Raw genomic sequence first — 20390 nt, 5'->3', positions numbered from 1 at the left:
CTGCCCTGGTCGACACCCCTCCCCGGCCCCGTCATGCCCAACCCGGTCACGCCGGGTCCGGTGACCGCAGGCCCGGTGGGGCCCGGCCCGGCCGCCCCGGCGGGTGCCGCGCCCGTGCCGCCGGGAGCCCAGCAGGGCGGCGCCGCGACGGCCACCGCCGTCCCCTCCCAGCTGCCCTCGCTCGACCGGCGCGGCGCCGGCACCCGCCCGGCCGTCGACCCGCAGGTGGCGCGCGAGCTCAAGCGCCAGGTGGCCGCCGAGCTGCACCAGCAGATCCTCCGGCTGACCGCGGGCTCGGGAACCGAACCCGACCGCGCGACCCGCCGCCAGCGCGGTCGCGCGCTGATCGAGGAGGCCGTCGCCCGCTGGTCCGACGCCTACGCGCAGACCCACGGCATCCCGCCCACCCGCGACCAGGACCGTGCGCTCGCCGAGGCCGTCTTCGACCTGCTCTTCCGGGCCGGCCGGCTCCAGCCCTACCTCGACGACCCGGAGATCGAGAACATCCTGATCAACGGCTGCGACGACGTCTGGATCTCCCGGGTCCACCAGCCGCTGCGCCAGGTCCCGCCGGTGGCCGACAGCGACGCCGAACTCGTGGAACTGCTCCAGGACCTGGCCCGCCAGCACGGCGGCGGCGAACGCTCCCTCTCCACCGCCAGCCCGACCCTCGCGCTGCGCCTGGAGGGCGGCATGCGCCTCCAGGCGCTCACCGAGGTCACCCCGCGCCCCTACGTGGCGATCCGTCGGCACCGGGTGGCCTCCGCGACGCTGCCCGAGATGGTCCGGCTCGGCACCCTGGACACCACCCTGGCCTCCTTCCTGGCCTCCGCCATCCGGGCCCGGAAGAACGTGATGATCACCGGGACCCAGGGCGTCGGCAAGACCAGCCTGCTGCGCGCGATGGCCGCGGAGATCCCGCCCGACGAGCGGATCGGCACCCTGGAGTCGGAGTTCGAACTCTGGCTGCACACCCTCGGCCACCTGCGCCAGGTCGTGCCGATGGAGGCCCGGGAGGGCAACGGCGAACGCGTCGAGGGCCGTTCGGCCGGCGAGCTGACCATCGGCGACCTGATCCCGGCCGCGCTGCGGATGACCCTCTCCCGGATCATCGTCGGCGAGGTCCGCTCCGGCGAGGTCGTCCCGATGCTGCGGGTGATGACCAACGGCGAGGGCGGCTCGATGTGCACCCTGCACGCCCGCGGCCCGCACATGGTGGTCGACCGCATCGCCGAACTCTGCCTGGAGTACGGCTCGCACATGACCGACGCGCTCGCCTACCGGCTCACCGCCAACGCGGTCGACCTCATCGTGCACGTGGCGATGGTCGACGAGACGCCGGTCGGCGGACGCCGGCACCGGTTCGTCTCGCACGTCCTGGAGGTGACCGGTCTCGGCGAGAGCGGCCGGCCCGCGCTGAACACCGTGTTCGGCCCGCGCCCCGAGCTCGGCGAGCCGCGCGCCGTCCCGCACACCCCGCCGCAGTGCCTGGACGACCTGCGCCGGGCAGGCTTCGACGCGTCGCTGCTCGGCTCCCGGTACGGCAGTTGGGCCGCACCGCTCCAGCTCCGGATCGGCGGTGGCGCCCGATGATGCCGCTCTTCGTGCTCTGCGGCCTGCTCGTCATGGGCGGCCTGGTCGCCCTGGTGGCCTGGGCCCGCGGCAGCGACCCGGCGGCCGAACCGGACGGGGACCGCGAGACCTCCAACCCGCTCGGCGGCCGGCTGCACGTCTTCTGGTACGGCGCGCCCGGCACCGCCTCGGGGCGGATCGTCCGGCTGCGCCGGATCCAGCTGCCGCTCGCGCTGGCCGGCGCGCCGCTCGGCTGGCTGTTCACCGGCATCCCGCTGACCGCGCTGCTCGTCCCGCTGGCGGTCTTCGGCCTGCCCTGGCTGTTCGACACCACCCGTTCGGACACCGACCGGATCGAGCGGCTGGAGGCGCTCTCCGAGTGGACCCAGCGGATCGCCGACGTGCTGCTGCTCGGTGTCGGCCTCAACCAGGCCATCGTCACCAGCCGCCGCACCGCGCCCGCCGCGATCGAGGGGGAGGTCGGTGAGCTGGCCGCCCGGCTGCAGGCCCGCTGGCGGCCCGAGGAGGCGCTGCGCGCCTTCGCCGACAGCATGGCCGACGCCACCGCCGACAAGGTGCTCGCCGCGTTGCTGCTGCGCTCCGGGGACAGCGGGCCCGGGCTGGCCCGGGCGCTCTCCGACATGGCCGAATCGGTGCGCGAGGAGGTCCGCCAGCGCCGCACCATCGAGGCCGACCGGGCCAAGCACCGCACCACCATCCGCTGGCTGGTCGGCATCATCGTGCTGGTCGTCACCATCGGTTCGTTCAACACCGAGTACACCCGCCCGTACAGCACGGTGCTCGGCCAGAGCGTCCTCGCCGTGGTGGCCGCGCTGTTCGTGGCGGTGATCGCCTGGATGCGGGCGCTGGCCTCGCATCCACCGGTCCCGCGCCTGCTGGAGCTGGACCGGCGCAGCCGGACCGGCCGGGCCGCGCGGCGTGCTGACGCACCCGAGGGCGGTGCGGGCGGCCGGGCCGCCGAAGGGCCCGGTGGCCCGGGTGGCGCCGCGACCGGCGGTGCTGCGACCGGCGGTGCCGACGTCGGCGCCCGGCTGTTCGGGGAGGCACGATGATCTCCCCGTGGTCCGTGCTGGCCGGCGCCGCGGCGGCCGGCGGCATCGCCCTGCTGATCGCCGAGCTCCGCCCTGCCCCGCCCGACCTGGGCCAGGCGCTGGACCGGTTGCACCGCACCCCCGCCGACCGGACCCCCGACCCGGAGGAACGGCCGCGCTGGTTCGACCGGATCGGCGAGCGCTCGATCAGCCTGCGCGGGGTGCGCATCCCCGAACGCGACCTGGCGCTGATCGGCCGTACCCCGGCCCGGTTCATGGCGCACAAGCTGATGTTCGCCCTGATCGGCCTCGTCCTGCCGCCCTACCTGGTGGTGGCGGCGATGCTGCTCGACATGAGCCTGCCGTTCGTGCTCCCGCTGCTGGTCGGCCCGCTGCTGGCCGGGCTGTTCTGGTTCCTCCCGGACGCCATCGTGCGCGGCGAGGCGAAGGAGGCCCGCGTCGAGTACCTCCACGGCGTCGCCGCCTACCTGGAGCTGGTGGCGATGGAACGGGCCGCCGACCTCGGTCCGGCGGAGGCGCTGCGGCGGGCCGCCGCGGTCGGCCGGGGCGCGGTGTTCCGGCGGATCAGGGACGCACTGGACCGCGCGGCCACCGACCGGCTGCCGCCCTGGGCCGGACTGGACGCGCTGGCGGTCGAGTTGGGGCTGACGCCGCTGCAGGACGTGGCCGACATCATGCGGATCTCCGGCACCGACGGCGCGGCCGTCTACGACACACTGCGGGCCCGGGCCAAGGGCCTGCGGGGCGAACTGCTCGCCGAGGACCTCGCCCGGGCCAACTCCGACAGCGAGCGGATGGTCGCTCCGGGGGCCGCGCTGACCCTGCTGATGACCGTGCTGATCATCTATCCCGCGTTGCACAAGATGCTCAACTGAGGTACCCCTCGCGGAGGTCAGCAACCTCCGTCACCACGACGCACCCTGGGAGAAACTGATGAACACCCACCTCACGTACCTGGTGGCCCGATTGGCGGGGCCGACCCTCCTGCCGGTCCGGTTCGCCCTGCTGCTGTTCCACTTCCGGATGGGCCGCGCGAAGGCGGCCCGTGCGCGTGGTGACCGGGGCGCCATCAGCATCGAACTGGCGCTCGCCGTCATCGCGCTGGTGTTCGTCGCGGGCCTCGTCGCGACCGCGCTCTACAGCCTGAACAAGAAGGTCGTCGACAAGGTCAACGAGGACCCGAACCTGCCCGGGAGCGGCGCCACCCCGTGATGAGAGGTCGTCGTCTCCGCCGTTCCGACCGAGGGTCGTTGAGCCTGGGCCTGGCCATCGTCTTCCCGGTCGTGCTGATCCTGATCCTGTCCGTCGCGCAGACGGGCCTGTGGTGGTACTACCGCCAACTCGCCCTCACCGCTGCCCGCGAGGGCGTCGACGCGGGCCGCGTCCAGGGCAATCGGAGCGACGAGCTGAAGAACGAGGCGGCGCGGAAGCAGGCCGAGGCGTTCCTCGGCCGCCAGGGCAGCGAGGACCACGCGATCAGCACCGACGGCAGCACGCCGGTGCTGATCCGGGTCACGGTGGAGGTGACGGCGCCCGTGGTCATCCCCTTCGTCACGCGGCCGACCGTGACCCAGCGCGCCGAGGCGCCGCGCGAGCGGTTCGTCCCGCCGCAGGTGGTGGGACCGTGAGCGGGCGGTTCCGGTGGCGGACCGGGAAGTCGGCGGACCGGCCGTCCGGGTGGGCGGTCGGACGGGCGCGCGGGTTCGCCGCGGCCCGGTCCGCCCGGTCGCCGTTCGGCCGGGACGGCGGCGGTTTCGCGGTCGAGGCCGCGATCGTCGCGCCCGCCGTGGTGGGACTGATCCTGGTCACCGTCGCGGCCGGCCGGGTGCAGACCGCCGCCGGCACGGTGGAGGCCGCGGCCCGCTCGGCCGCCCGGACCGCCTCGCTGGCGCGTGGCGTCGACGCGATGGACGCGGCGGCGAAGAAGTCCGCCGTGGAGGCGATGGAGCAGCAGGGCGTGCACTGCGCGAGCAGCAGGGTCACCGTGGCGCACGGGGAACTGGTCAGTCACGGGACCACCATGGCGACGGTCACGGTGTCGGTCCGGTGCGAGGTCGGACTGTCCGACCTGCTCGGCGGGCCGAATCTGAACGGGCCGGTGTCGAAGACGCTCACCGGCAGCTTCGTCTCGGTCGTGGACCGCTACCGGGGCGGGTGAACGGGCGTGCGCCGGAGCGAACGGGGCGGGCCGGAGCCCTCCCCGGACAGGGATGTGTCGGGCCGTGGGGCGGGCGGTGGCGAGGTCGTGACGACGAGGTACCCGGACGGGGATTGGGGACGCCCCGGGCGGGGGAAACGCAAGCGGAGAGCGCCCGGGGGAGGGTGGACGGGCATGTCGGGAGGGGGCGCCATGGCGCGCGGACGCGGGGCACCTCGATTCCGTGCCCGTTCGGACCGGGGCACGCTCTCGATCTTCGTCGCGATCTGCTCGGCGTTCGTCGCCGTGGTCATCGCCCTCATCATCGACGCCGGCGGCAAGCTGCGCGTCGCGGAGAACACCGACGCCTACGCGCAGGAAGCCGCCCGGGTGGCAGGCCAACAGCTCGACGAGGCCGCGCTGTTGCGCGGCGAGGGGTACCGGGTGAAGCGGGAGTACGCCGAGGAGGCCGCCAACAGCTACCTCGCGCTGTACGGTCTGGCCGCGAAGTTCGTGGAGTTCTCGCCTGACGGGGCGGCCGTCACCATCACGGTGGAGACCGAGTACCGGCCCGTCCTGCTGACCCAACTCGCCAACAGGAAGATCACGGGCAAGGGAAGCGCAGCCCTCGTCCACGGAGTCAAGGAAGCGGAGACCGACTGATGGCCGCGCCACGCGCCAAGGACCAGACCCGTGCCGGGCGTCCGGCCCGGGGTGTGCCCGCCACTCCCGCGTCCGGCCGGCGGCCGTCGTCGCGGCCGTCGCACCGCGGCGGCAGCGGCGGCCGCCGGGGCCGGGGCGGCGCCGTGCTCGCCGCGATCGCGGCCCTGATCACCCTGCTGGGACTGCTGCTCGGCGTCCCGGCGCTGCTGCTCTACGGCACCCGCGCGGTCGCCGACATGGGCCCGCTCGCACCGGACGGCCTCGGCGCGCTGCTGACCAGCCCCGACGACGGGCAGCTGTTCCTCTGGCTGCTGGTCGTGGTCGGCTGGGTCGGCTGGGCCTGTTTCGCGCTCTCCGTCCTGCTGGAGATCCCGGCCCAGCTCCGCGGCCGGGTGGCCCGGCGGATCCCGGCGTTCGGCTGGAGCCAGCGCGCCGCCGCCGGCCTGGTCGGTGCGGTGATCGCGCTGGTGCCGGTGGCCGGTTCGGCGTTCGCCGCCACCCCCGAGCGCCCCCAGGTGGCGACCGCGTCCGTCCAGGCGGGCGCCGCGGCGCAGCGGGCCGCGCTGCCCGCCGCGCAGGCCGCACCCTCCCTCGCCCCCGCCGCCGACCAGCAGTCCACCTACACGGTGCGGGACAGCAGGCCGGCCGACAGCCTCTGGTCCATCGCGGAGCGCCAGCTCGGTTCGGGCGAGCGCTGGACGGAGATCGCCAAGCTCAACGACGGCCGGGTGATGGACGATTCGGGCAACCGCTTCGACGCGGACCGGCCGATCCACCCCGGCTGGGCACTGGTGATGCCGGGCGACGCCAAGCCGGACGAGGCCGGGACCCCGGCTCCGGCTCCGGCTCCGGCGCCCGCGACCGGCACGACGCAGGCGGGTACGCCCGCGAGCGGCGCCCAGGGCACCGGCACCGTCACGGTGAAGCCCGGGGACAGCCTGTCGGTCATCGCCGAGCGCGAGCTGGGCGACGCCGAGGCCTGGCCGAAGCTGTTCGACGCGAACAAGGGCGTCCAGGCACCGGACGGGGAGCGACTCACCGACCCGGACGTGGTGGTGCCCGGGATGGTGCTCAGCCTGCCCGGCGCGGCGACGCCCGCCCCGGCCCCCGCCCCGGCGCCCGAGCCCGCCCCCGCCCCGGCACCCGCGCCGGCGGCGGAACCGGCCCCGGCCCCGGTCCCTCCGCCGCCCGCACCGAGCACCCAGGTGCCGGCACCGGCACCCGCCACCCAGGCGCCCGCCCAGACCCCCGCTCCCGCACAGGCCCCGGCGCCCGGGCAGACCCCGGCCCAGACGCCCGCCGCGCACGCCGAGGACGCCCCGAGCGACGACTACACCGTCGCCCTCGCCGCCTCCACCGTCGGCGTGCTGCTGGCGGCCGTCATGGTCGGCGCCGTCGCCCGCAAGCGCGGCACCCAGCTCCGGGGGCGGCGGCCCCGGCACCGCATCGCCCTGCCCACCGCCCCCGCCGCCGCCTTCGAGGCCGAACTGAAGGCCCGCCAGGACGAGGCCGGTCTCGACCTGCTCGACCGCGCCCTGCGCAGCATGGCCCGCAACACCGTCCGCGGCGGCAAGCGGCTGCCCGCCGTCGTCGCCGCCCGGATCACCCCCGGCCGGACGATCGAGCTGCACCTCTCCGGCGCGGCCGCCCCGATCGCCCCGTTCCGCGCCGCCCACGCCCCTGACATCTGGTGGTGCGCGGCCGACTCGGACGGGCTGCTCTCACGCGCCCAGGCCCGCAAGACCGCCGCCCCCTACCCGGCCCTGGTCACCCTGGGCTCCTCGCCCGACGGCTCGGTGATCCTCGCCGACCTGGAGACCGTCCGGCTGCTCCACCTCTCCGGCCACCCGGACGACGCCCGCGACGTCCTGCGCACCCTCGCCCTCGAACTCGCCCACAGCCCGCTCGCCGACCGCCTCCACCTGCACCTCGTCGACCTCGCGGAGGAGATTCCGATCAGCGGCCCGGCCGCCGAGCGGATCCACCGTCACCCCACCCTGGAGGCCGCGCTCGCCGCCCTCGGCCCGCGCACCGCCAAGGCCCGGGCCACCCTGGTCGCCGCCGAGGCCACCAGCCCCCGGGAGGCCCGCAGCCGCGGCCAGGCCGACGAGTCGTGGACCCCCGAGATCGTGCTCTGCGGCCACCAGCCGGGCGGGGACGTCCCGGCCGAGCTCGGCCGGCTCCTCGACGGCCGCCCGCGGACGTGCGTCGCCGTGGTCACCCGGGCGCCCGAGCGCGGCACCGGCCCGGTCGCCCGCTGGACCCTGCCGGCCATCGGACAGGCCACCATCCCCGGCCTGCACCTCACCCTGGAACTGCAGCGCCTGACCACCGGCCAGTACGAGCAGGTCGCCGAGCTGCTCCGGGCCGCCGACGACCAGACCCAGCACCCCGCTCCCGCCTGGACCCTGGACGGCCCCGGCCTCGACGACCTCGAACCGGCCGAACTCCCGCCCGTACCGGTCCTGGTCGGCGTGGGGGCGTCGGGCGGTCCCTCCGGCGGATTCCTGATGGGATCGCCGGACGAGCCCGACCTCGGCGACGGCACGGGCGGTGACGCCCCCGAGGCGGCCGGCCCGCGCCTGCTCGCCCGCGTGATCGGCACGGGCGCCAGCCCGTTCGCGGGTACCGACCCGGCGGCGCCCGCCGCGGCCAACGGGTCGGCCGGTGGGTCGGCCAACGGCGCCTCCGCCGGGTCCACCGTCTCCGCCGTGCCCGCTCTGCCGGCCGCCCCGGCCGTGGCCGTCCCGCCGTCCGCGGCGGTGGCCGTCGTCCCCGGTCCGCGGCACCTCGTCAACGGCCTCGGGCGACAGGCCGCCACACCCGCCGCCCCGGCGGGCCCGGCCGCCGGCTTCCCCGTCGGCCCGGACACCGGCACGACGTCCGGGGGAGAGGACACCACCCAGAACCTCCGGGTGCCCGATGGGACCGGGACGCCCACCGGTGCGGTCGCGCCCGTCCAGCCGGTCACGCCGGTCACGCCGGCACCCGCCCCGGCCGGGAAGCCGGTGCCCGCCCCCGAGCCGCTGCCGACGCACGACCCGGCGCCCGCGCCCACCGGTGCCGATCCGCGGCTCCCCGCCCGCCCGGAGCCGTCCCCCGGGTCGCCCGTGCCGTCGGTGGCCCCCGTCACGGAACCCGGACCGACGGCCGTCGCCCCGGTGGCCCGCACCACCCCCGGCCGCAGCGACAGCGACGACCTGCTCGCCATCCTGCGATCCCCGGAGGCCCACGCCACCCGGACCGCGCCCCGGATCCGTCTGCTCGGCCCGGTCGACGTGGCCGGCACCGGCGGCCCGGCCGAACCCGCCACCGTCCTGCGGCTCACCGAACTCGCCGTCTACCTGGCCCTGCGCCCCGGCGCCGACCACCACGCCCTCGACCACGACCTGCACCCCGGCGCGGCCCACCTCGACCCGCACCCCACCGCGGCCGACGCCCGGAGTCCGCTGCCCGAGAAGCTCGCCGACCTGGCCTCCTGGTTCGGCTCCTCCTCGGACGGCCGGTCCTTCCTGGTCACCGACTCCTCCGACGGCTACGCCTTCGCCCCCGCCGTCACCTGCGACTGGGACGAGTTCCGCGGCCTCTACCGGCGCGGCATGCGCAGCACCAGTGCCACCGCCGACGCCGCCCTCGCCCACGCCCTCGCCCTGGTCCGGGGCGCCCCGTTCGCGGAGGCACCGCCCGCCGCGTTCGGCTGGGCCGAGTCCGAACGGCAGGACATGATCGCCGCGATCGTCGACACCGCCCACGAACTCGCCGCCCGCCGCCTCCAGTACGGCGACCACCGCAGCGCCGAGGCCGCCGTCTTCCGCGGCCTCGCCGTCGCCCCGGACGTCGAACTCCTGCACCGCGACCTCTTCTACGCCTACGCCTCGGCCGGTGCCCGCGACCAACTGCTGCGCGCCGTCAACCGCCTGGACGCGCTCAGCCGCCGCACCGGCCGGGACCTGGACGCCGACACGGTGGCCCTGCTGCGCGACCTCCTCGCCGGCTCCTGAGCCGGTGGCCGGGCAGCCCACGACCCCGTGGGCACGGCCGGCGGACCGGCCTTCCGCCCCTGGACGGTACGGGTGCTCCGTACCGTCCAGGGCATGACGGTACGGAGCCCGGTGAAGGGCGTCGTCGAACGCGGGGGAACCGCGGCACCGCTCCCGGTCGAGGCCGATGACGGCTATGCCTTCGAGCTGGACCGGTCGCTGTTCCTGGCGGCCGGGGACCGGATCGGATGCGAGGGCACCGGGCTCACCGCCGTCCGCGCCGACGGCCGACGGATCCGGCCCGCCGGCTCCTGGTCCACCCGCTGCAGGATCGGACGGCGCCGAGCCGTAGTGGCTTCCGGCTGAAGGCTGCGACCGTGAGCCGGTCACCGTGCGACTGCACCAACGTGCCCGCGTCGCCCGGATTCCGACGTGTCCGCAGGAGCCGGTGCGCACGGAGCTCCGGACCCTGGACGAGCGGGGGCCCGGACCGCCGGGACCTCGCCACGCCGCGGGCGGTCGGCCGAGGGCGGGCCGGACGTGTGCCCGAGGTGTGTCCGACCGGCGTCGATCGCCGACCCGGCCTGGCTCGGGTGTGCCGGGATCTCGTAGGGTGGCGCAATCGGGTGTGGTGGAAGTCGCCACGCGGGGCAAGGCAGCGACGCCGCTGAGCGGCGGGGCAGGGCGGGTGACCTGGAGATGGCGGAGACGACGGCGGTCCCCGGAGGTCCGGACCCGGCGCCGGACGCGGGCCCCCAGGACGACCTGCCGCCATGGCTCCCGCGCAACGCGTACGAGGACCATCCGCCCGGTCCCGCCGCGCTGTACGAGCCACCGGTCGACGCACCCGCACCCGGCCCGGCCGCGCTCTACGAGCCGCCGACGGCCGCACCTGCGGCCGTCCCCGTGACGGCGCCCGAGCCGCCGGTGCCGTCCACCGGATGGACCGTCACCGGCCTGCCGGCCATGGGCGGTGCGGCGGGAGCCGACGGCGCAGCGGGCGCAGGCACGGCCCCGCCGCCGCCCTCGGCGACCCCGCCGCCGTTCGCCGGGCCCGGAGCCACCCCCGCGCAGGGCGTTCCGGCGCAGGGTGTGCCGGCGCAGGGTGTGCCCGGCGCCGGAGTGCTGCCCGGCCCCGGCAGCCTGGGCGCCGCGCCGCGCGGGCGGATCCTGGTCGTCGAGGGCGGCTACGGCAGCTCCGGCCGCCGTACCTGGGGGCGCGGCGGAACCGCGCAGGCCCCGGTCCTCTCCGCGATGCTCGCCGCAGTCAGCCCCCAGGTGCTGCTCGCCGCCGATGCCGTCGACGCCGTCCACCTCCCCGCCGCCAGTGACCCCCACACCGTCCTCGCCCATCTGCGGGCCGCGGCCCGCCACCCCGGACCGCTCCTCGTCCACCTGGGCGGCCACCTGCTCGCCGACCGGCGCAACGGCCAACTCCACCTCACCCTGCGGGACTCCAAGCCCGGCAGCGTGCGGCAGGACGGCCTCCCCTGGCAGGCGGTCGCGGCCGAGCTGCGCCACCGCCCGACCGACTGGCAGACCCTGGTCATCGCCGACCTGAGCGCCGATCAGAGTGCGTGGCCCTTCCTCCAGGGCGCCGTCTCGCCGCTCGCCGAGGGCATGCCGCTCTGGGCGGTGGTCAGCCCCGACCCCGAGCAGATCGGCACCTTCACCCGTGCGCTGATCGAGGCCCTGCACGGCGGTCGCCCCGGTGCCGAGGCCGTCCTCGCCCCCGAGCAGCTGCGCCAGCAGGTCTACTCGGTGCTCCGCCCGGACGTCGTCATCGTGGCCACCCACGCGCCCGACCGGCCGTTCTTCCGCAACACCGCGCGCCGCGGCGACGGTTCCGCCGCGGACCCCGTCCTGTACGAGGGGGCGAGCCCGGCCGCCGTGCTGCCCCGCCCGGCCGCCCCGGAGGAGGTGCCCTGGGACGACCTGCCGCAGGACGCCGTGCCACAGGACACCCCGCCGCAGGACGCCGCGCCTCAGGACACCCCGGTGCAGGACGCCCCGCCGCAGGACGCCGTGCCGCGGCCCCGGCGCGCCGTCACCCTGGACAAGCCGGCGGCGGCCCTCGAACCGTCAGGCTCCGCGCCCCTTCCCGCTCCCGCCGTCGCCGCGGCGGAGCCCGACGGCCGGGTGGGCCTGCTCAAGGCCGAGGTGCCGCCCACCCCGCCGCCCGCGCCCCGTCCCGTCGACCTGCTGAAGCCCTACGCCTGGCAACCGCCGACCGTCGACACCGTGGTGGCGGAGGAGGCCCCGGCGGCGGACGAGGTGCCGGTGACCGACGCGCTTCCGTCCGACGCGGCTCCGGTCGGCGCCAGGCCCGGGGACGCCGCCGACGAGCCCCAGACCGAGCCCCAGACCGAGGCCGAGGCCGAGGCCGAGCCAGAGGCCGAAACCGAAACGGGGGCCGTGCCGACGCCCGACCCCTTCCAGTCCCGCGCCGACTACCGGGAGGTGATCGGCCGCATCGTCCGCAGTGCCGAGGCGGGGGACCACGCGGCCGCCACCGACCTGGCCTTCGCCCTCGAACTGGAGGCGATCGGCGAACACGGCTCCGTCTCCGCGCCGGTGCTGCAGGTCCGCCAGGTCCGCGCCCACATCTGCCGCCTCGCCGGGCGGACCGTCGAGGCGGCGGACATCTACCGCGAGGTGGCCCTCACCCTGCTCCGTGCCCAGGGGCCGGACCACCCCGAGACCCAGCAGGCCGCGACCAACGCGGAAGCCTGCTGGCGCGCGATCCCGGACCGCGCCGAGGCCCTTCGGATCGCCCCCGAGATCATCGAACTGCGGGCCTACCTCCCCGGCCCCGACGGCCGGAAGCTCCGTGCCGCCGAGCGCCACCTGGCCCACCTCGCCGCCGCTCAGCCCGACCGCGTCTGACGGGTGCCGCCGGCGTTCCGCGACGCCCCGTCCGGGCGTCGCGGAACGCCGGCAGGCCACCGGGGCGGGACCGTCCGCCGGTGTTGTCCGAGGCCACCGCTACGGTCCTGCTCATGGAACAGGAACGTGCCGAGCACGTGGACCCGCTGCCCGACCGGGTCGGCCACGTGGCCGGCGTCGAGTCGCTCACGCTGGACGGCCACCGCTACTACTTCGGCTTCGACCACCGGAGCGACCTGGTCGTCTCGCCGCTGGTCGACGACCCGGGCACGATGGCGGCCTTCGCGGCCGAGCACATGCGGCAGACCGACGGCCGGCACGACGAGGCCTTCTGGGCGGAGCTCGTCGCCCACGCGGTCGAGACGTCGGCGCTGGTGCCGGAGGACACGGACCGGGAGTTCACCACGGCGGGTCTGCGCGCCGGCCTGCCCGACCCGGGGAGTCACCTGCTCTGTCTGCTGGGCGCGACGGGCGAGTGGGACGACGCGTCCACCCTGTCGCCGGAGGTTCAGCGGGCCTGCGCACGGCTGGGGTTCGACGAGGACGACGTCGCCGAGGCGCTGGACGCATGTCTGCGGGCCGTCCTGGAGGACGGCGCGGGCGGCCGGCCCGACGAGTGGGCGGTCGTGCGCGGCGTCCTCACGTCCGCGCTGAGGGACCTGCCCGGCAACTGGGCCCTGCTCTTCTCCCCGCTGGCAGAGGCCGTCGCCGGTCACGCCTGGGCGCCGGGTCACGCCTGAGCGCCCGGTCACGCCGCAGGGGGCGGCGGCCGGGAACGCCGTGGCCGTCCCGGGTGAGGGGGGCGCCCACCCGGGACGGCCGTCCGCCGCAGGGCCGGAGCCCGGGCGCGCCCGTCAGCGCGCTCCGCCGTTGACGTACAGGGTCTGCCCGCTGACGTAGGAGGCGTCCTCGCTCGCCAGGAACGCGACCACCGAGGCGACCTCCTCGGGCTGCCCGACCCGCCGGAGCGGCGTCCGGGCGGCCACCTCCGTCCGGTGGTCCTCCGCCGTGGCGCCGACCCGCTCGGCGGTGGCGGCGGTCATCGGGGTCGCGATGTAGCCGGGGGCGACGGCGTTGACGTTGATGTTGAACGGGCCCAGCTCGATCGCCAGGGTCGCGGTCAGGCCCTGGATCCCGGCCTTGGCGGCGGCGTAGTTGGCCTGGCCGCGGTTGCCGAGGGCGGAGCGCGAACTGAGCGAGACGATCTTGCCGTACTTCTGCGCCACCATGTACTTCTGGGCGACGTGGCTGCAGTTGTAGGCGCTGGTGAGGTTGACCGTCAGCACCGCGTCCCAGTCGGCCCTGGGCATCTTGAAGAAGAGGTTGTCCCGGGTGATCCCGGCGTTGTTCACCAGGATGTGCAGGCCGCCGAGATCCTGCGCCACCTGCGCGAAGACCGCCTCGACGGCGTCGTAGTCGGCCACGTCGCAGCCGTACGCCCGGGCGGTGCCGCCCTTGGCGGTGATCTCCTTGACCGTGCCGGCCGCCCGCCCGGCGTCGAGGTCGACCACGGCGACCGCCGCGCCCTCCGTGGCCAGCAGCCGGGCGGTGGCCGCTCCGATGCCCTGCGCCGCGCCGGTGACGACGGCGACCTTGCCTGCAAAACGAGTCACAACGGTTCCTTCGGTAGCTCTTCGGGAGGGGGTCGGGAAGCCGGCGGACGGGGTGCCGACAGCTTCCCGTCGTCTGTCGTCAGTCGTCAGTTGTCAGGCGTCATTCGCCCGTCGTCAGGCGCCAGGCGCAGGGTCGTCCGAGTCCGCGCGGCAGGCCGTCAGGCCGACTCGACGAGGACCGCCGTCCCCTGGCCGACGCCCACGCACATGGCCGCGAGCCCGCGGCGCCCGCCGGTGCGGCGCATCCGGTGCAGCAGGGTGGTGAGGATGCGGGCGCCGGAGCCGCCGAGCGGATGGCCGAGCGCGATGGCGCCGCCGGTCGGGTTGACCAGCTCCGGGTCGAGGCCCAACTGGTCGACCGAGGCCAGGACCTGGGCCGCGAAGGCCTCGTTCAGCTCGGCCTCCTCGATCTCGCCGAGCGACCAGCCGGCCCGGGCGAGTGCCTTGCGGGTGGCGGGCACCGGGCCGATGCCCATGACGTCCGGGTGCACGCCGGCCGAGGCGCCGGCCACGTACCGGCCGAGCGGCCGGAGGCCGAACTCGTGCAGCGCCTCCTCGCTGACCAGGACGAGCCCGGCCGCGCCGTCGTTCATCGGCGAGGCGTTGCCCGCCGTCACCGTGCCCTCGGGGCGGAAGGCGGGCTTGAGCCGGGCGAGCTTCTCCGGACCGGTGTCCTCGCGGATCGACTCGTCCGCATCGACGATCACCCCGTCCGGCCGCTCGACCGGGATCAGCTCGGCGTCGAAGTGCCCGTCCTTACGGGCGGCGGCGGCCCGTCGGTGGCTGCGGAGCGCGAAGGCGTCCTGGCGCTCACGGCTGATGCCGTAGCGGGTGGCGACCTCCTCGGCGGTCTCGCCCATCGACAGCACACCGTGCAGTTCGGGCATCCGCGGGTTGGTGAGCCGCCAGCCGAGCCGGGTGTCGTAGGTCTCGATCCGGTGCGGCAGCGCCTCGTCGGGGCGGGGGAGGACGAACGGTGCCCGGGTCATCGACTCGCAGCCGCCGGCCAGCACGACGTCCGCCTCGCCGGAGCCGATCGCCCGGGCGGCCATGGTGACCGCCTCCAGGCCGGAGGCGCAGAGCCGGTTGACGGTGGCGCCGGGGACGCTGTCCGGCAGGCCGGCGAGCAGCACGGCCATCCGGGCGGCGTTCCGGTTGTCCTCGCCGGCCTGGTTGGCGGCGCCCCAGTAGACGTCGTCGATCCGGGCCGGGTCGAGGGCGGGCAGATCGGCGAGCAGGGCGCGCAGCACGGTCGCCGAGAGGTCGTCGGGGCGGACCGTGGCGAGCGCTCCGCGCAGCCGGCCGATGGGTGTGCGGCGGGCGGCGGCGAAGTAGACAGGACGCACGACGTCGGGCTCCTTGTCGGGAGGGAGGGGGCAGCCGGCCGGAGTGGTCGTCAGGCCGGGAGGTGTGGTCGGAGGGATCGGGTCGGAGGGATCGGGCCGGAGGGGCGGTCAGAAGGCGTTGACGCCGGTGAGCGCGCGGCCGATGAGCAGTTGGTGGATCTGACTGGTGCCCTCGTAGAGGGTCATCACCCGGGCGTCGCGCAGGTACTTGCCGACGGGGTACTCGTCGATGAACCCGTAGCCCCCGAAGACCTGGAGCGCGTTGTTGGCGGCCCGGACGGCGGCCTCACTGGCGAAGAGCTTGGCGACGGAGGACTCGGTGGCGAACGGCAGGCCGCGGTCGATGTGGTCGGCGACCTTCCAGGTGAGCAGCCTGGCGGCCTCGACGTCCACGGCGATGCCGGCGAGCAGCTGCTGCACCAGCTGGTGGGAGGCGATCGGCGCACCGAACTGCTCGCGTTCGCCCGCGTACCGGACGGCGGCGTCCAGGCAGGCCCGGGCGATGCCGACGCAGCCGGCGGCGACCGACATGCGTCCCTTGGCGAGCGCGGCCATGGCGACGGTGAAGCCCTTGCCGGTCTCGCCGAGCCGGGCGCTGTCGGGCACCCGGACGGCGTCGAAGGCCAGTTCCGCGGTGGTCTGGCCGCGCAGGCCGAGCTTGCCGTGGATCTCGGTGCGGGTGAAGCCGGGCAGGTCGGTGGGGACGAGGAAGGCGGTGATGCCCCGGTGTCCCCGCCGGTCGGGGTCGTCGCCGCCGGTGCGGGCGAAGACGAGGGCGACGTCGGCCCAGGTTCCGTTGGTGATGAACATCTTGGCGCCGCTGATCAGCCAGTCGTCGCCGTCGCGGACGGCACGGGTGGTGAGGTTGGCGGCGTCCGAGCCGGTGCCGGGTTCGGTGAGGGCGAAGCAGCCGAGCGCCTCGCCGGCGGTGAGCCGGGGCAGCCAGTGCCGCTTCTGTTCCTCGGTTCCGAAGGAGTTGATCGACTTGCCGACCAGGCCGAGCGAGACCGAGACGATGCCGCGTACGGCGGAGTCGCCGCGGCCCAGTTCCTCCAGGACCAGGCAGTAGGCGAGGTGGTCGCCGCCGCTGCCCCCGTACTCCTCCGGGAGGGTCAGGCCGAGGAAGCCGAGCGCGCCGAGTCTGGCGATGATCGCGCGGTCGACGGACTCGGCGCGGTCCCACGCGGCGGCGTGCGGCGCGATCTCGCGGTCGGTGAAGGAGGCCGCGAGGTCGCGGACGGCGGCCTGCTCCTCGGTGAGCTCCAGGTTCATGGCGACCCCGATAAACTAGCGCTGCAAGTTTTACGAGGGGACTGTAGCCCCGACCGGGCGCGCTGGGAAGGGGCACCTGCCAGAATCGGTCCCCACACCCACCCGACCGGAGGAACCGCGCCGATGGCCCGCCCCCGAACCCCGCTGCTCAGCCGCGAGCGCATCGTCGCCGCCGCTCTGCGGCTGGTCGACGAGGAGGGGCTGGCCGCCCTCTCGACCCGCCGCCTGGCCACCGAGCTGTCCGTGAGCGGGCCGTCCCTCTACAACCACTTCGCCACCAAGGACGAGTTGCTGGACGCGGTGGTGGACGGGGTCATCGGCGAGGTCGACCTGTCGATGTTCGGCGCGGGTGCGCCCTGGCCGGAGGCGCTGCGCGACTGGGCCCGCTCCTACCGCGCCGCGCTGGCCGCCCACCCCCACATCGTCCCCGTGCTCGCCCAGGGCCCCGGGCGCCGGCCGAACGCGCTGCGACTGGCCGACGCCGTCTTCGGGTGCCTGGTCGAGGCGGGCTGGCCGCGCGGGCAGGCGACCCGGATCGGCGCGCTGATGCGGTACTTCGTCACCGGCTCGGCGCTGGCCTCGTTCGCGGCCGGGTTCCCCGAGGACGCCGGGCTGTACGACGCCGCCGACTACCCGCACCTCGGCGAGGCCCACCGGCTGGCCGAGCACCGGACGGCGATCGACGAGGGCGCCTTCGAGACCGGCCTGGAGGCGCTGCTCGACGGGCTCGCCCTGCGCTACGAGCGCGGTCCGGCCGCCGCGGGCGCTACGGGCGGACCGGGTGCGGCCGGTCGCCCGGACGCCTCCGACGGCCGGGCCGGTTCCGACGGTTCCGACGGTCCGGGTGGTTCCGCCGCACCCGACCGTGCTCACCAGGCCGCGCGGGTCACGAACGCGGGCCGCAACGAGGAGTCCACCGGGTCGTAGTACCGGTGGTAGACGGGGGTCAGCCCGCCCGAGACCGGTGGCACGATCCAGCTCCAGTCGGCCGGGGTGGGCCGGCCGAGCCGCCGCTCCTGCGCGACGTGCCGGAGGAACCGCTCCGACTCGGTGTGGTGGTCGGCGATGGTCACCCCGGCCTCCTGGAACGAGTGCAGCACCGCCACGTTGAGCTCCACCAGCGCGCGGTCCCGCCACAGGGTGCGGTCGTGGGAGGTGTCCAGCCCGAGCCGCCCGGCGACAGTGGCGAGCATGTCGTAGCGGTCGGCGTCGGCCAGGTTGCGGGCGCCGATCTCGGTGCCCATGTACCAGCCGTTGAACGGGGCGGTGGGGTAGCGGACACCACCGATCTCCAGCGTCATGTCACTGATCGCCGGGACGGCGTACCAGCGCAGGCCCAGCTCGGCGAACCACGCGTGGTCGGGGTGGACGAGGTCGACCTCGAGCGTGGTGTCGTCCGGCAGTTCGTACCACTCGGGCCGCTCGCCGGGCCGCTCCTGCACCAGCAGCGGCAGCACCTCGAACCGTTCCTCGCCGCACTTCCACCCGAGGTCCCGGGCCCGGGCGGCGAGCCGGGCCCCGGCCGGGTCGCCCGTCCACCCGCCGTCCGCCGTCGGGTGGCCGGCGTACCGGACGAGCTGCTGGTTGAGGATGCGGGCCGCCGGACGGCCGGGCCGGTCGGGGGCGAACACCGAGACCACCGGGCGGATCCGCCCGCCGTTGGTGGCGGTGCGCAGGTGCTCGAAGGACTCGGCGGCGATGTCGTCGGCGGAGCTCAGGTGCCGCAGGTCGCGGACCACGAGGCTGCGCCAGTACAGCCGGCCGATGCAGCGGGCGGCGTTGCGCCAGGCGAGCCGGGCGCCGTGGGCCAGCTCGGCGGGCGTGTGCTCGTAGGTGCCGGTCCGGTCGATCTCGTCGAGGACGGCGCGGACGCGCGGCTCCGGGTCCCCGGCGGCGGGCTGCTCGCGGTGGAACTGCCGGACGAAGTCGGCGGCCTGCCGGGGGTCGGTGAAGTGGTCCGCGGGGTCCGCCGGGCTCGCGGGGTCGGCCGGGTCCGCGGGGTCGGCCTGGTCCGCCTGGTCCGCGGACCAGGCGGCGTCGGGGCCTTCAGGCCCTTCCGGGCCCTCGGCGTCGGCCGACGGGGGCGCCCCGCCGGGAGCCGCCGCCTCCTCGGGCACCAGGTGGCCGTGGACGTGGGCGTGCGAGTACGGGCAGGTCCCGCCGTTCGCGGCGGTGGGTCTGCGGGCGCTGCGGGTGCGAAGCCGGTCGAAGATCAAGGACATCCCTCCTGCCGTCCAGGGATACCGGAGGTGTCCGGTGCGCCGCAGAGAGTGAACGATTCGGCCCCCGCACCCGGGCTCTTGGCGCTAGGGTGCGGGGGCCGGGGAGGTTCGGCGGGGGCTCAGCCCATGTCCTCCAGTCGCACGCCCTTGGTCTCCTTCATGAACTTCGCCACGAAGACGATCGACAGCGCCGCGAAGACCGCGTAGGCGAGGTACGTCGCGGAGAGGTTCCAGCGCGAGAGCGCCGGGAACGAGACGGTGACGGCCCAGTTGGCGAGCCACTGCGCCGAGGCGGCCACCGAGAGCGCGGCGGCGCGGATCCGGTTGGGGAACATCTCGCCGAGCATGACCCAGACCACCACGCCCCAGGAGAGCGCGAAGAACAGCACGAAGGCGTTGGCGGCGATCAGCGCGACGGTGCCCTGGAGGTCGGGCAGCGTGACGTCGTCGCCGGTGCCGGTGGCGGAGGAGAACGCCCAGGCGCAGGCGCCCAGTGCGACGGCCATGCCGGCCGAGCCGATCAGCGCGAGCGGCTTGCGGCCGATCCGGTCGACCAGAAGGATCGCGACGGCGGTGCCGAGGATGTTGATGACCGATCCGATGAAGCTGATCAGCAGCGAGTTGGTCTGGTCGATGCCCACCGACTGCCAGAGGATCGACGAGTAGTAGAAGATCACGTTGATGCCGACGAGCTGCTGGAAGACCGAGAGCCCGATGCCGACCCAGACGATCGGCAGCAGACCGAACCGTCCGCCGAGCAGGTCGCGGAAGCGCGGACGGTGGTCCGTGTCGATCAGTCCCCGGATCTCGGCGATCCGGGCGTCGGTGTCGGAGTCCTTGCCCTCGACCTCGGCGAGCACGGTGCGGGCCTCGTCCAGGCGGCCGGCCGAGATCAGGAAGCGCGGGGACTCGGGGATGGTGGAGGCGAGTACGAAGTAGACCGCGGCGGGCACGACGCAGATCCCGAGCATCCACTGCCAGGCCTCCAGGCCGAGCAGGTGGCCGCGGGTCTCACCGCCGGCCGCGTCCGCCAGCACCCAGTTGACCAGCTGGGAGACGGCGATGCCGAGGACGATCGCCGCCTGCTGGAACGAGGCCAGCCGGCCGCGGTACTTCGTCGGCGCGACCTCGGCGATGTAGGTCGGGGCGATCACCGAGGCGATGCCGATGGCCGCTCCGCCCAGGACCCGCCAGAAGGCGAGGTCCCAGGCGGAGAACGGCAGCATCGAGCCGACGGCGCTGACCGCGAAGAGCAGCGCCCCCGCCTTCATCACGGTGATCCGGCCGTACCGGTCGGCGAACCGCCCGGCCAGCGCGGCGCCGACCGCCGAGCCCAGCAGCGCGGAGGAGACGATCAGCCCGGTCACGCCGTCACCGACGCCGAACTTCTCCTGGATCCCGGAGACGGCCCCGTTGATCACGGAGCTGTCGTAGCCGAACAGGAAGCCGCCGAGGGCCGCGGCGGCGGTGATGAAGACGACGAAGCCGAGCCGGCCGGACGACGGCCCGGTCTCGGCCGCCGAGGGCCCCGCGGGCTGCTGGGTGACGCTCACGATCTTGACTCCTGGTACTCAACGCTGAGCTTGGTAGCCGAGATCGTAACCCCTCAATGTTCAAGTGTTGTAC

General features: G+C 75.4%; 16 protein-coding genes and 1 pseudogene. 12 read left to right on the top strand and 5 right to left on the bottom strand.

Annotated elements, in window-relative coordinates; genetic code table 11:
• Positions 1-33: 33 nt before the first annotated feature.
• The 11 genes from PUR56_RS12000 (at position 34) to PUR56_RS11950 (ending at position 13051) form a co-directional block, all read left to right on the top strand.
• The gene (locus PUR56_RS12000) at positions 34-1593 is read left to right on the top strand and encodes a CpaF family protein (protein ID WP_443034481.1); all 1560 of its coding nucleotides are present in this window, start codon (positions 34-36) and stop codon (positions 1591-1593) included.
• Positions 1590-2645: a type II secretion system F family protein gene (locus tag PUR56_RS11995; RefSeq protein WP_329880422.1), complete on the top strand. Its 1056-nt coding sequence runs from the start codon at positions 1590-1592 to the stop codon at positions 2643-2645. Before PUR56_RS12000 ends, PUR56_RS11995 begins: the two co-directional genes overlap by 4 nt.
• Positions 2642-3520 carry a type II secretion system F family protein gene (locus tag PUR56_RS11990; protein WP_329880421.1) on the top strand — a complete coding sequence of 293 codons (879 nt, stop codon included), beginning with the start codon at positions 2642-2644 and terminating at the stop codon, positions 3518-3520. The genes PUR56_RS11995 and PUR56_RS11990 overlap by 4 nt, the downstream gene beginning before the upstream one ends.
• Positions 3521-3578: 58 nt before the next feature.
• Positions 3579-3857, top strand: a complete 279-nt coding sequence (locus PUR56_RS11985) for a hypothetical protein (protein WP_329880419.1) — start codon at positions 3579-3581, stop codon at positions 3855-3857.
• Between the two features lie 38 nt (positions 3858-3895).
• Positions 3896-4273, top strand: a complete 378-nt coding sequence (locus PUR56_RS11980; protein ID WP_329880418.1) for a TadE family protein — start codon at positions 3896-3898, stop codon at positions 4271-4273.
• On the top strand, positions 4270-4803 hold the full coding sequence (locus tag PUR56_RS11975) for a TadE/TadG family type IV pilus assembly protein (protein WP_329948866.1): 534 nt from the start codon (positions 4270-4272) through the stop codon (positions 4801-4803). Before PUR56_RS11980 ends, PUR56_RS11975 begins: the two co-directional genes overlap by 4 nt.
• 192 nt (positions 4804-4995) lie before the next feature.
• The gene (locus PUR56_RS11970) at positions 4996-5445 is read left to right on the top strand and encodes a hypothetical protein (RefSeq protein WP_329880416.1); all 450 of its coding nucleotides are present in this window, start codon (positions 4996-4998) and stop codon (positions 5443-5445) included.
• A complete protein-coding gene (locus tag PUR56_RS11965; RefSeq protein WP_329948865.1) occupies positions 5445-9446 on the top strand; it encodes a LysM peptidoglycan-binding domain-containing protein in 4002 nt (1333 codons plus the stop codon). Before PUR56_RS11970 ends, PUR56_RS11965 begins: the two co-directional genes overlap by 1 nt.
• A 93-nt stretch (positions 9447-9539) precedes the next feature.
• A complete protein-coding gene (locus PUR56_RS11960; protein ID WP_329948864.1) occupies positions 9540-9791 on the top strand; it encodes a hypothetical protein in 252 nt (83 codons plus the stop codon).
• Positions 9792-10124: 333 nt separating this feature from the next.
• On the top strand, positions 10125-12311 hold the full coding sequence (locus tag PUR56_RS11955; RefSeq protein ID WP_329948863.1) for a hypothetical protein: 2187 nt from the start codon (positions 10125-10127) through the stop codon (positions 12309-12311).
• Between the two features lie 113 nt (positions 12312-12424).
• A complete protein-coding gene (locus tag PUR56_RS11950; RefSeq protein WP_329948862.1) occupies positions 12425-13051 on the top strand; it encodes a hypothetical protein in 627 nt (208 codons plus the stop codon).
• A 114-nt stretch (positions 13052-13165) separates the two neighbouring features.
• On the opposite strand, the gene fabG is transcribed toward PUR56_RS11950, so the two are convergent.
• The 3 genes from fabG to PUR56_RS11935 all read right to left on the bottom strand — a co-directional run bounded on the left by fabG (position 13166) and on the right by PUR56_RS11935 (position 16542).
• Positions 13166-13924, bottom strand: a complete 759-nt coding sequence (gene fabG / locus PUR56_RS11945; RefSeq protein WP_329948861.1) for a 3-oxoacyl-ACP reductase FabG — start codon at positions 13922-13924, stop codon at positions 13166-13168.
• 158 nt (positions 13925-14082) lie between these two features.
• A complete protein-coding gene (locus PUR56_RS11940) occupies positions 14083-15270 on the bottom strand; it encodes a thiolase family protein (RefSeq protein WP_329880405.1) in 1188 nt (395 codons plus the stop codon).
• A 108-nt stretch (positions 15271-15378) separates the two neighbouring features.
• Entirely contained in the window at positions 15379-16542 is a 1164-nt protein-coding gene (locus tag PUR56_RS11935; protein ID WP_329880403.1) for an acyl-CoA dehydrogenase family protein, read from the bottom strand.
• A 123-nt stretch (positions 16543-16665) separates the two neighbouring features.
• Between PUR56_RS11935 and PUR56_RS11930 the strand changes: the two are divergent.
• Positions 16666-17289 (top strand): annotated as a pseudogene (locus PUR56_RS11930) (TetR/AcrR family transcriptional regulator); the annotation flags it as partial.
• Between the two features lie 122 nt (positions 17290-17411).
• Here PUR56_RS11930 and PUR56_RS11925 read toward each other — a convergent pair.
• Entirely contained in the window at positions 17412-18764 is a 1353-nt protein-coding gene (locus PUR56_RS11925; RefSeq protein WP_329948860.1) for a nitric oxide synthase oxygenase, read from the bottom strand.
• 119 nt (positions 18765-18883) lie between these two features.
• Entirely contained in the window at positions 18884-20320 is a 1437-nt protein-coding gene (locus PUR56_RS11920; protein ID WP_380353366.1) for a sugar porter family MFS transporter, read from the bottom strand.
• Between the last annotated feature and the right edge of the window lie 70 nt (positions 20321-20390).

The sequence above is a fragment of the Streptomyces sp. BE303 genome, from assembly GCF_036290945.1.
Classification (GTDB): Bacteria; Actinomycetota; Actinomycetes; order Streptomycetales; family Streptomycetaceae; genus Kitasatospora.
This window is presented reverse-complemented; position numbering and strand designations above follow the sequence as displayed.

Excerpts from the sequence above, each read along its gene's own strand:
- PUR56_RS12000 (WP_443034481.1), top strand. The coding sequence starts at position 34 with ATGCCCAACCCGGTCACGCCGGGTCCGGTGACCGCAGGCCCGGTGGGG.
- PUR56_RS11995 (WP_329880422.1), top strand. The coding sequence starts at position 1,590 with ATGATGCCGCTCTTCGTGCTCTGCGGCCTGCTCGTCATGGGCGGCCTG.
- PUR56_RS11990 (WP_329880421.1), top strand. The coding sequence starts at position 2,642 with ATGATCTCCCCGTGGTCCGTGCTGGCCGGCGCCGCGGCGGCCGGCGGC.
- PUR56_RS11985 (WP_329880419.1), top strand. The coding sequence starts at position 3,579 with ATGAACACCCACCTCACGTACCTGGTGGCCCGATTGGCGGGGCCGACC.
- PUR56_RS11970 (WP_329880416.1), top strand. The coding sequence starts at position 4,996 with ATGGCGCGCGGACGCGGGGCACCTCGATTCCGTGCCCGTTCGGACCGG.
- PUR56_RS11965 (WP_329948865.1), top strand. The coding sequence starts at position 5,445 with ATGGCCGCGCCACGCGCCAAGGACCAGACCCGTGCCGGGCGTCCGGCC.
- PUR56_RS11960 (WP_329948864.1), top strand. The coding sequence starts at position 9,540 with ATGACGGTACGGAGCCCGGTGAAGGGCGTCGTCGAACGCGGGGGAACC.
- PUR56_RS11955 (WP_329948863.1), top strand. The coding sequence starts at position 10,125 with ATGGCGGAGACGACGGCGGTCCCCGGAGGTCCGGACCCGGCGCCGGAC.
- PUR56_RS11950 (WP_329948862.1), top strand. The coding sequence starts at position 12,425 with ATGGAACAGGAACGTGCCGAGCACGTGGACCCGCTGCCCGACCGGGTC.
- PUR56_RS11935 (WP_329880403.1), bottom strand. The coding sequence starts at position 16,542 with ATGAACCTGGAGCTCACCGAGGAGCAGGCCGCCGTCCGCGACCTCGCG.
- PUR56_RS11925 (WP_329948860.1), bottom strand. The coding sequence starts at position 18,764 with ATGTCCTTGATCTTCGACCGGCTTCGCACCCGCAGCGCCCGCAGACCC.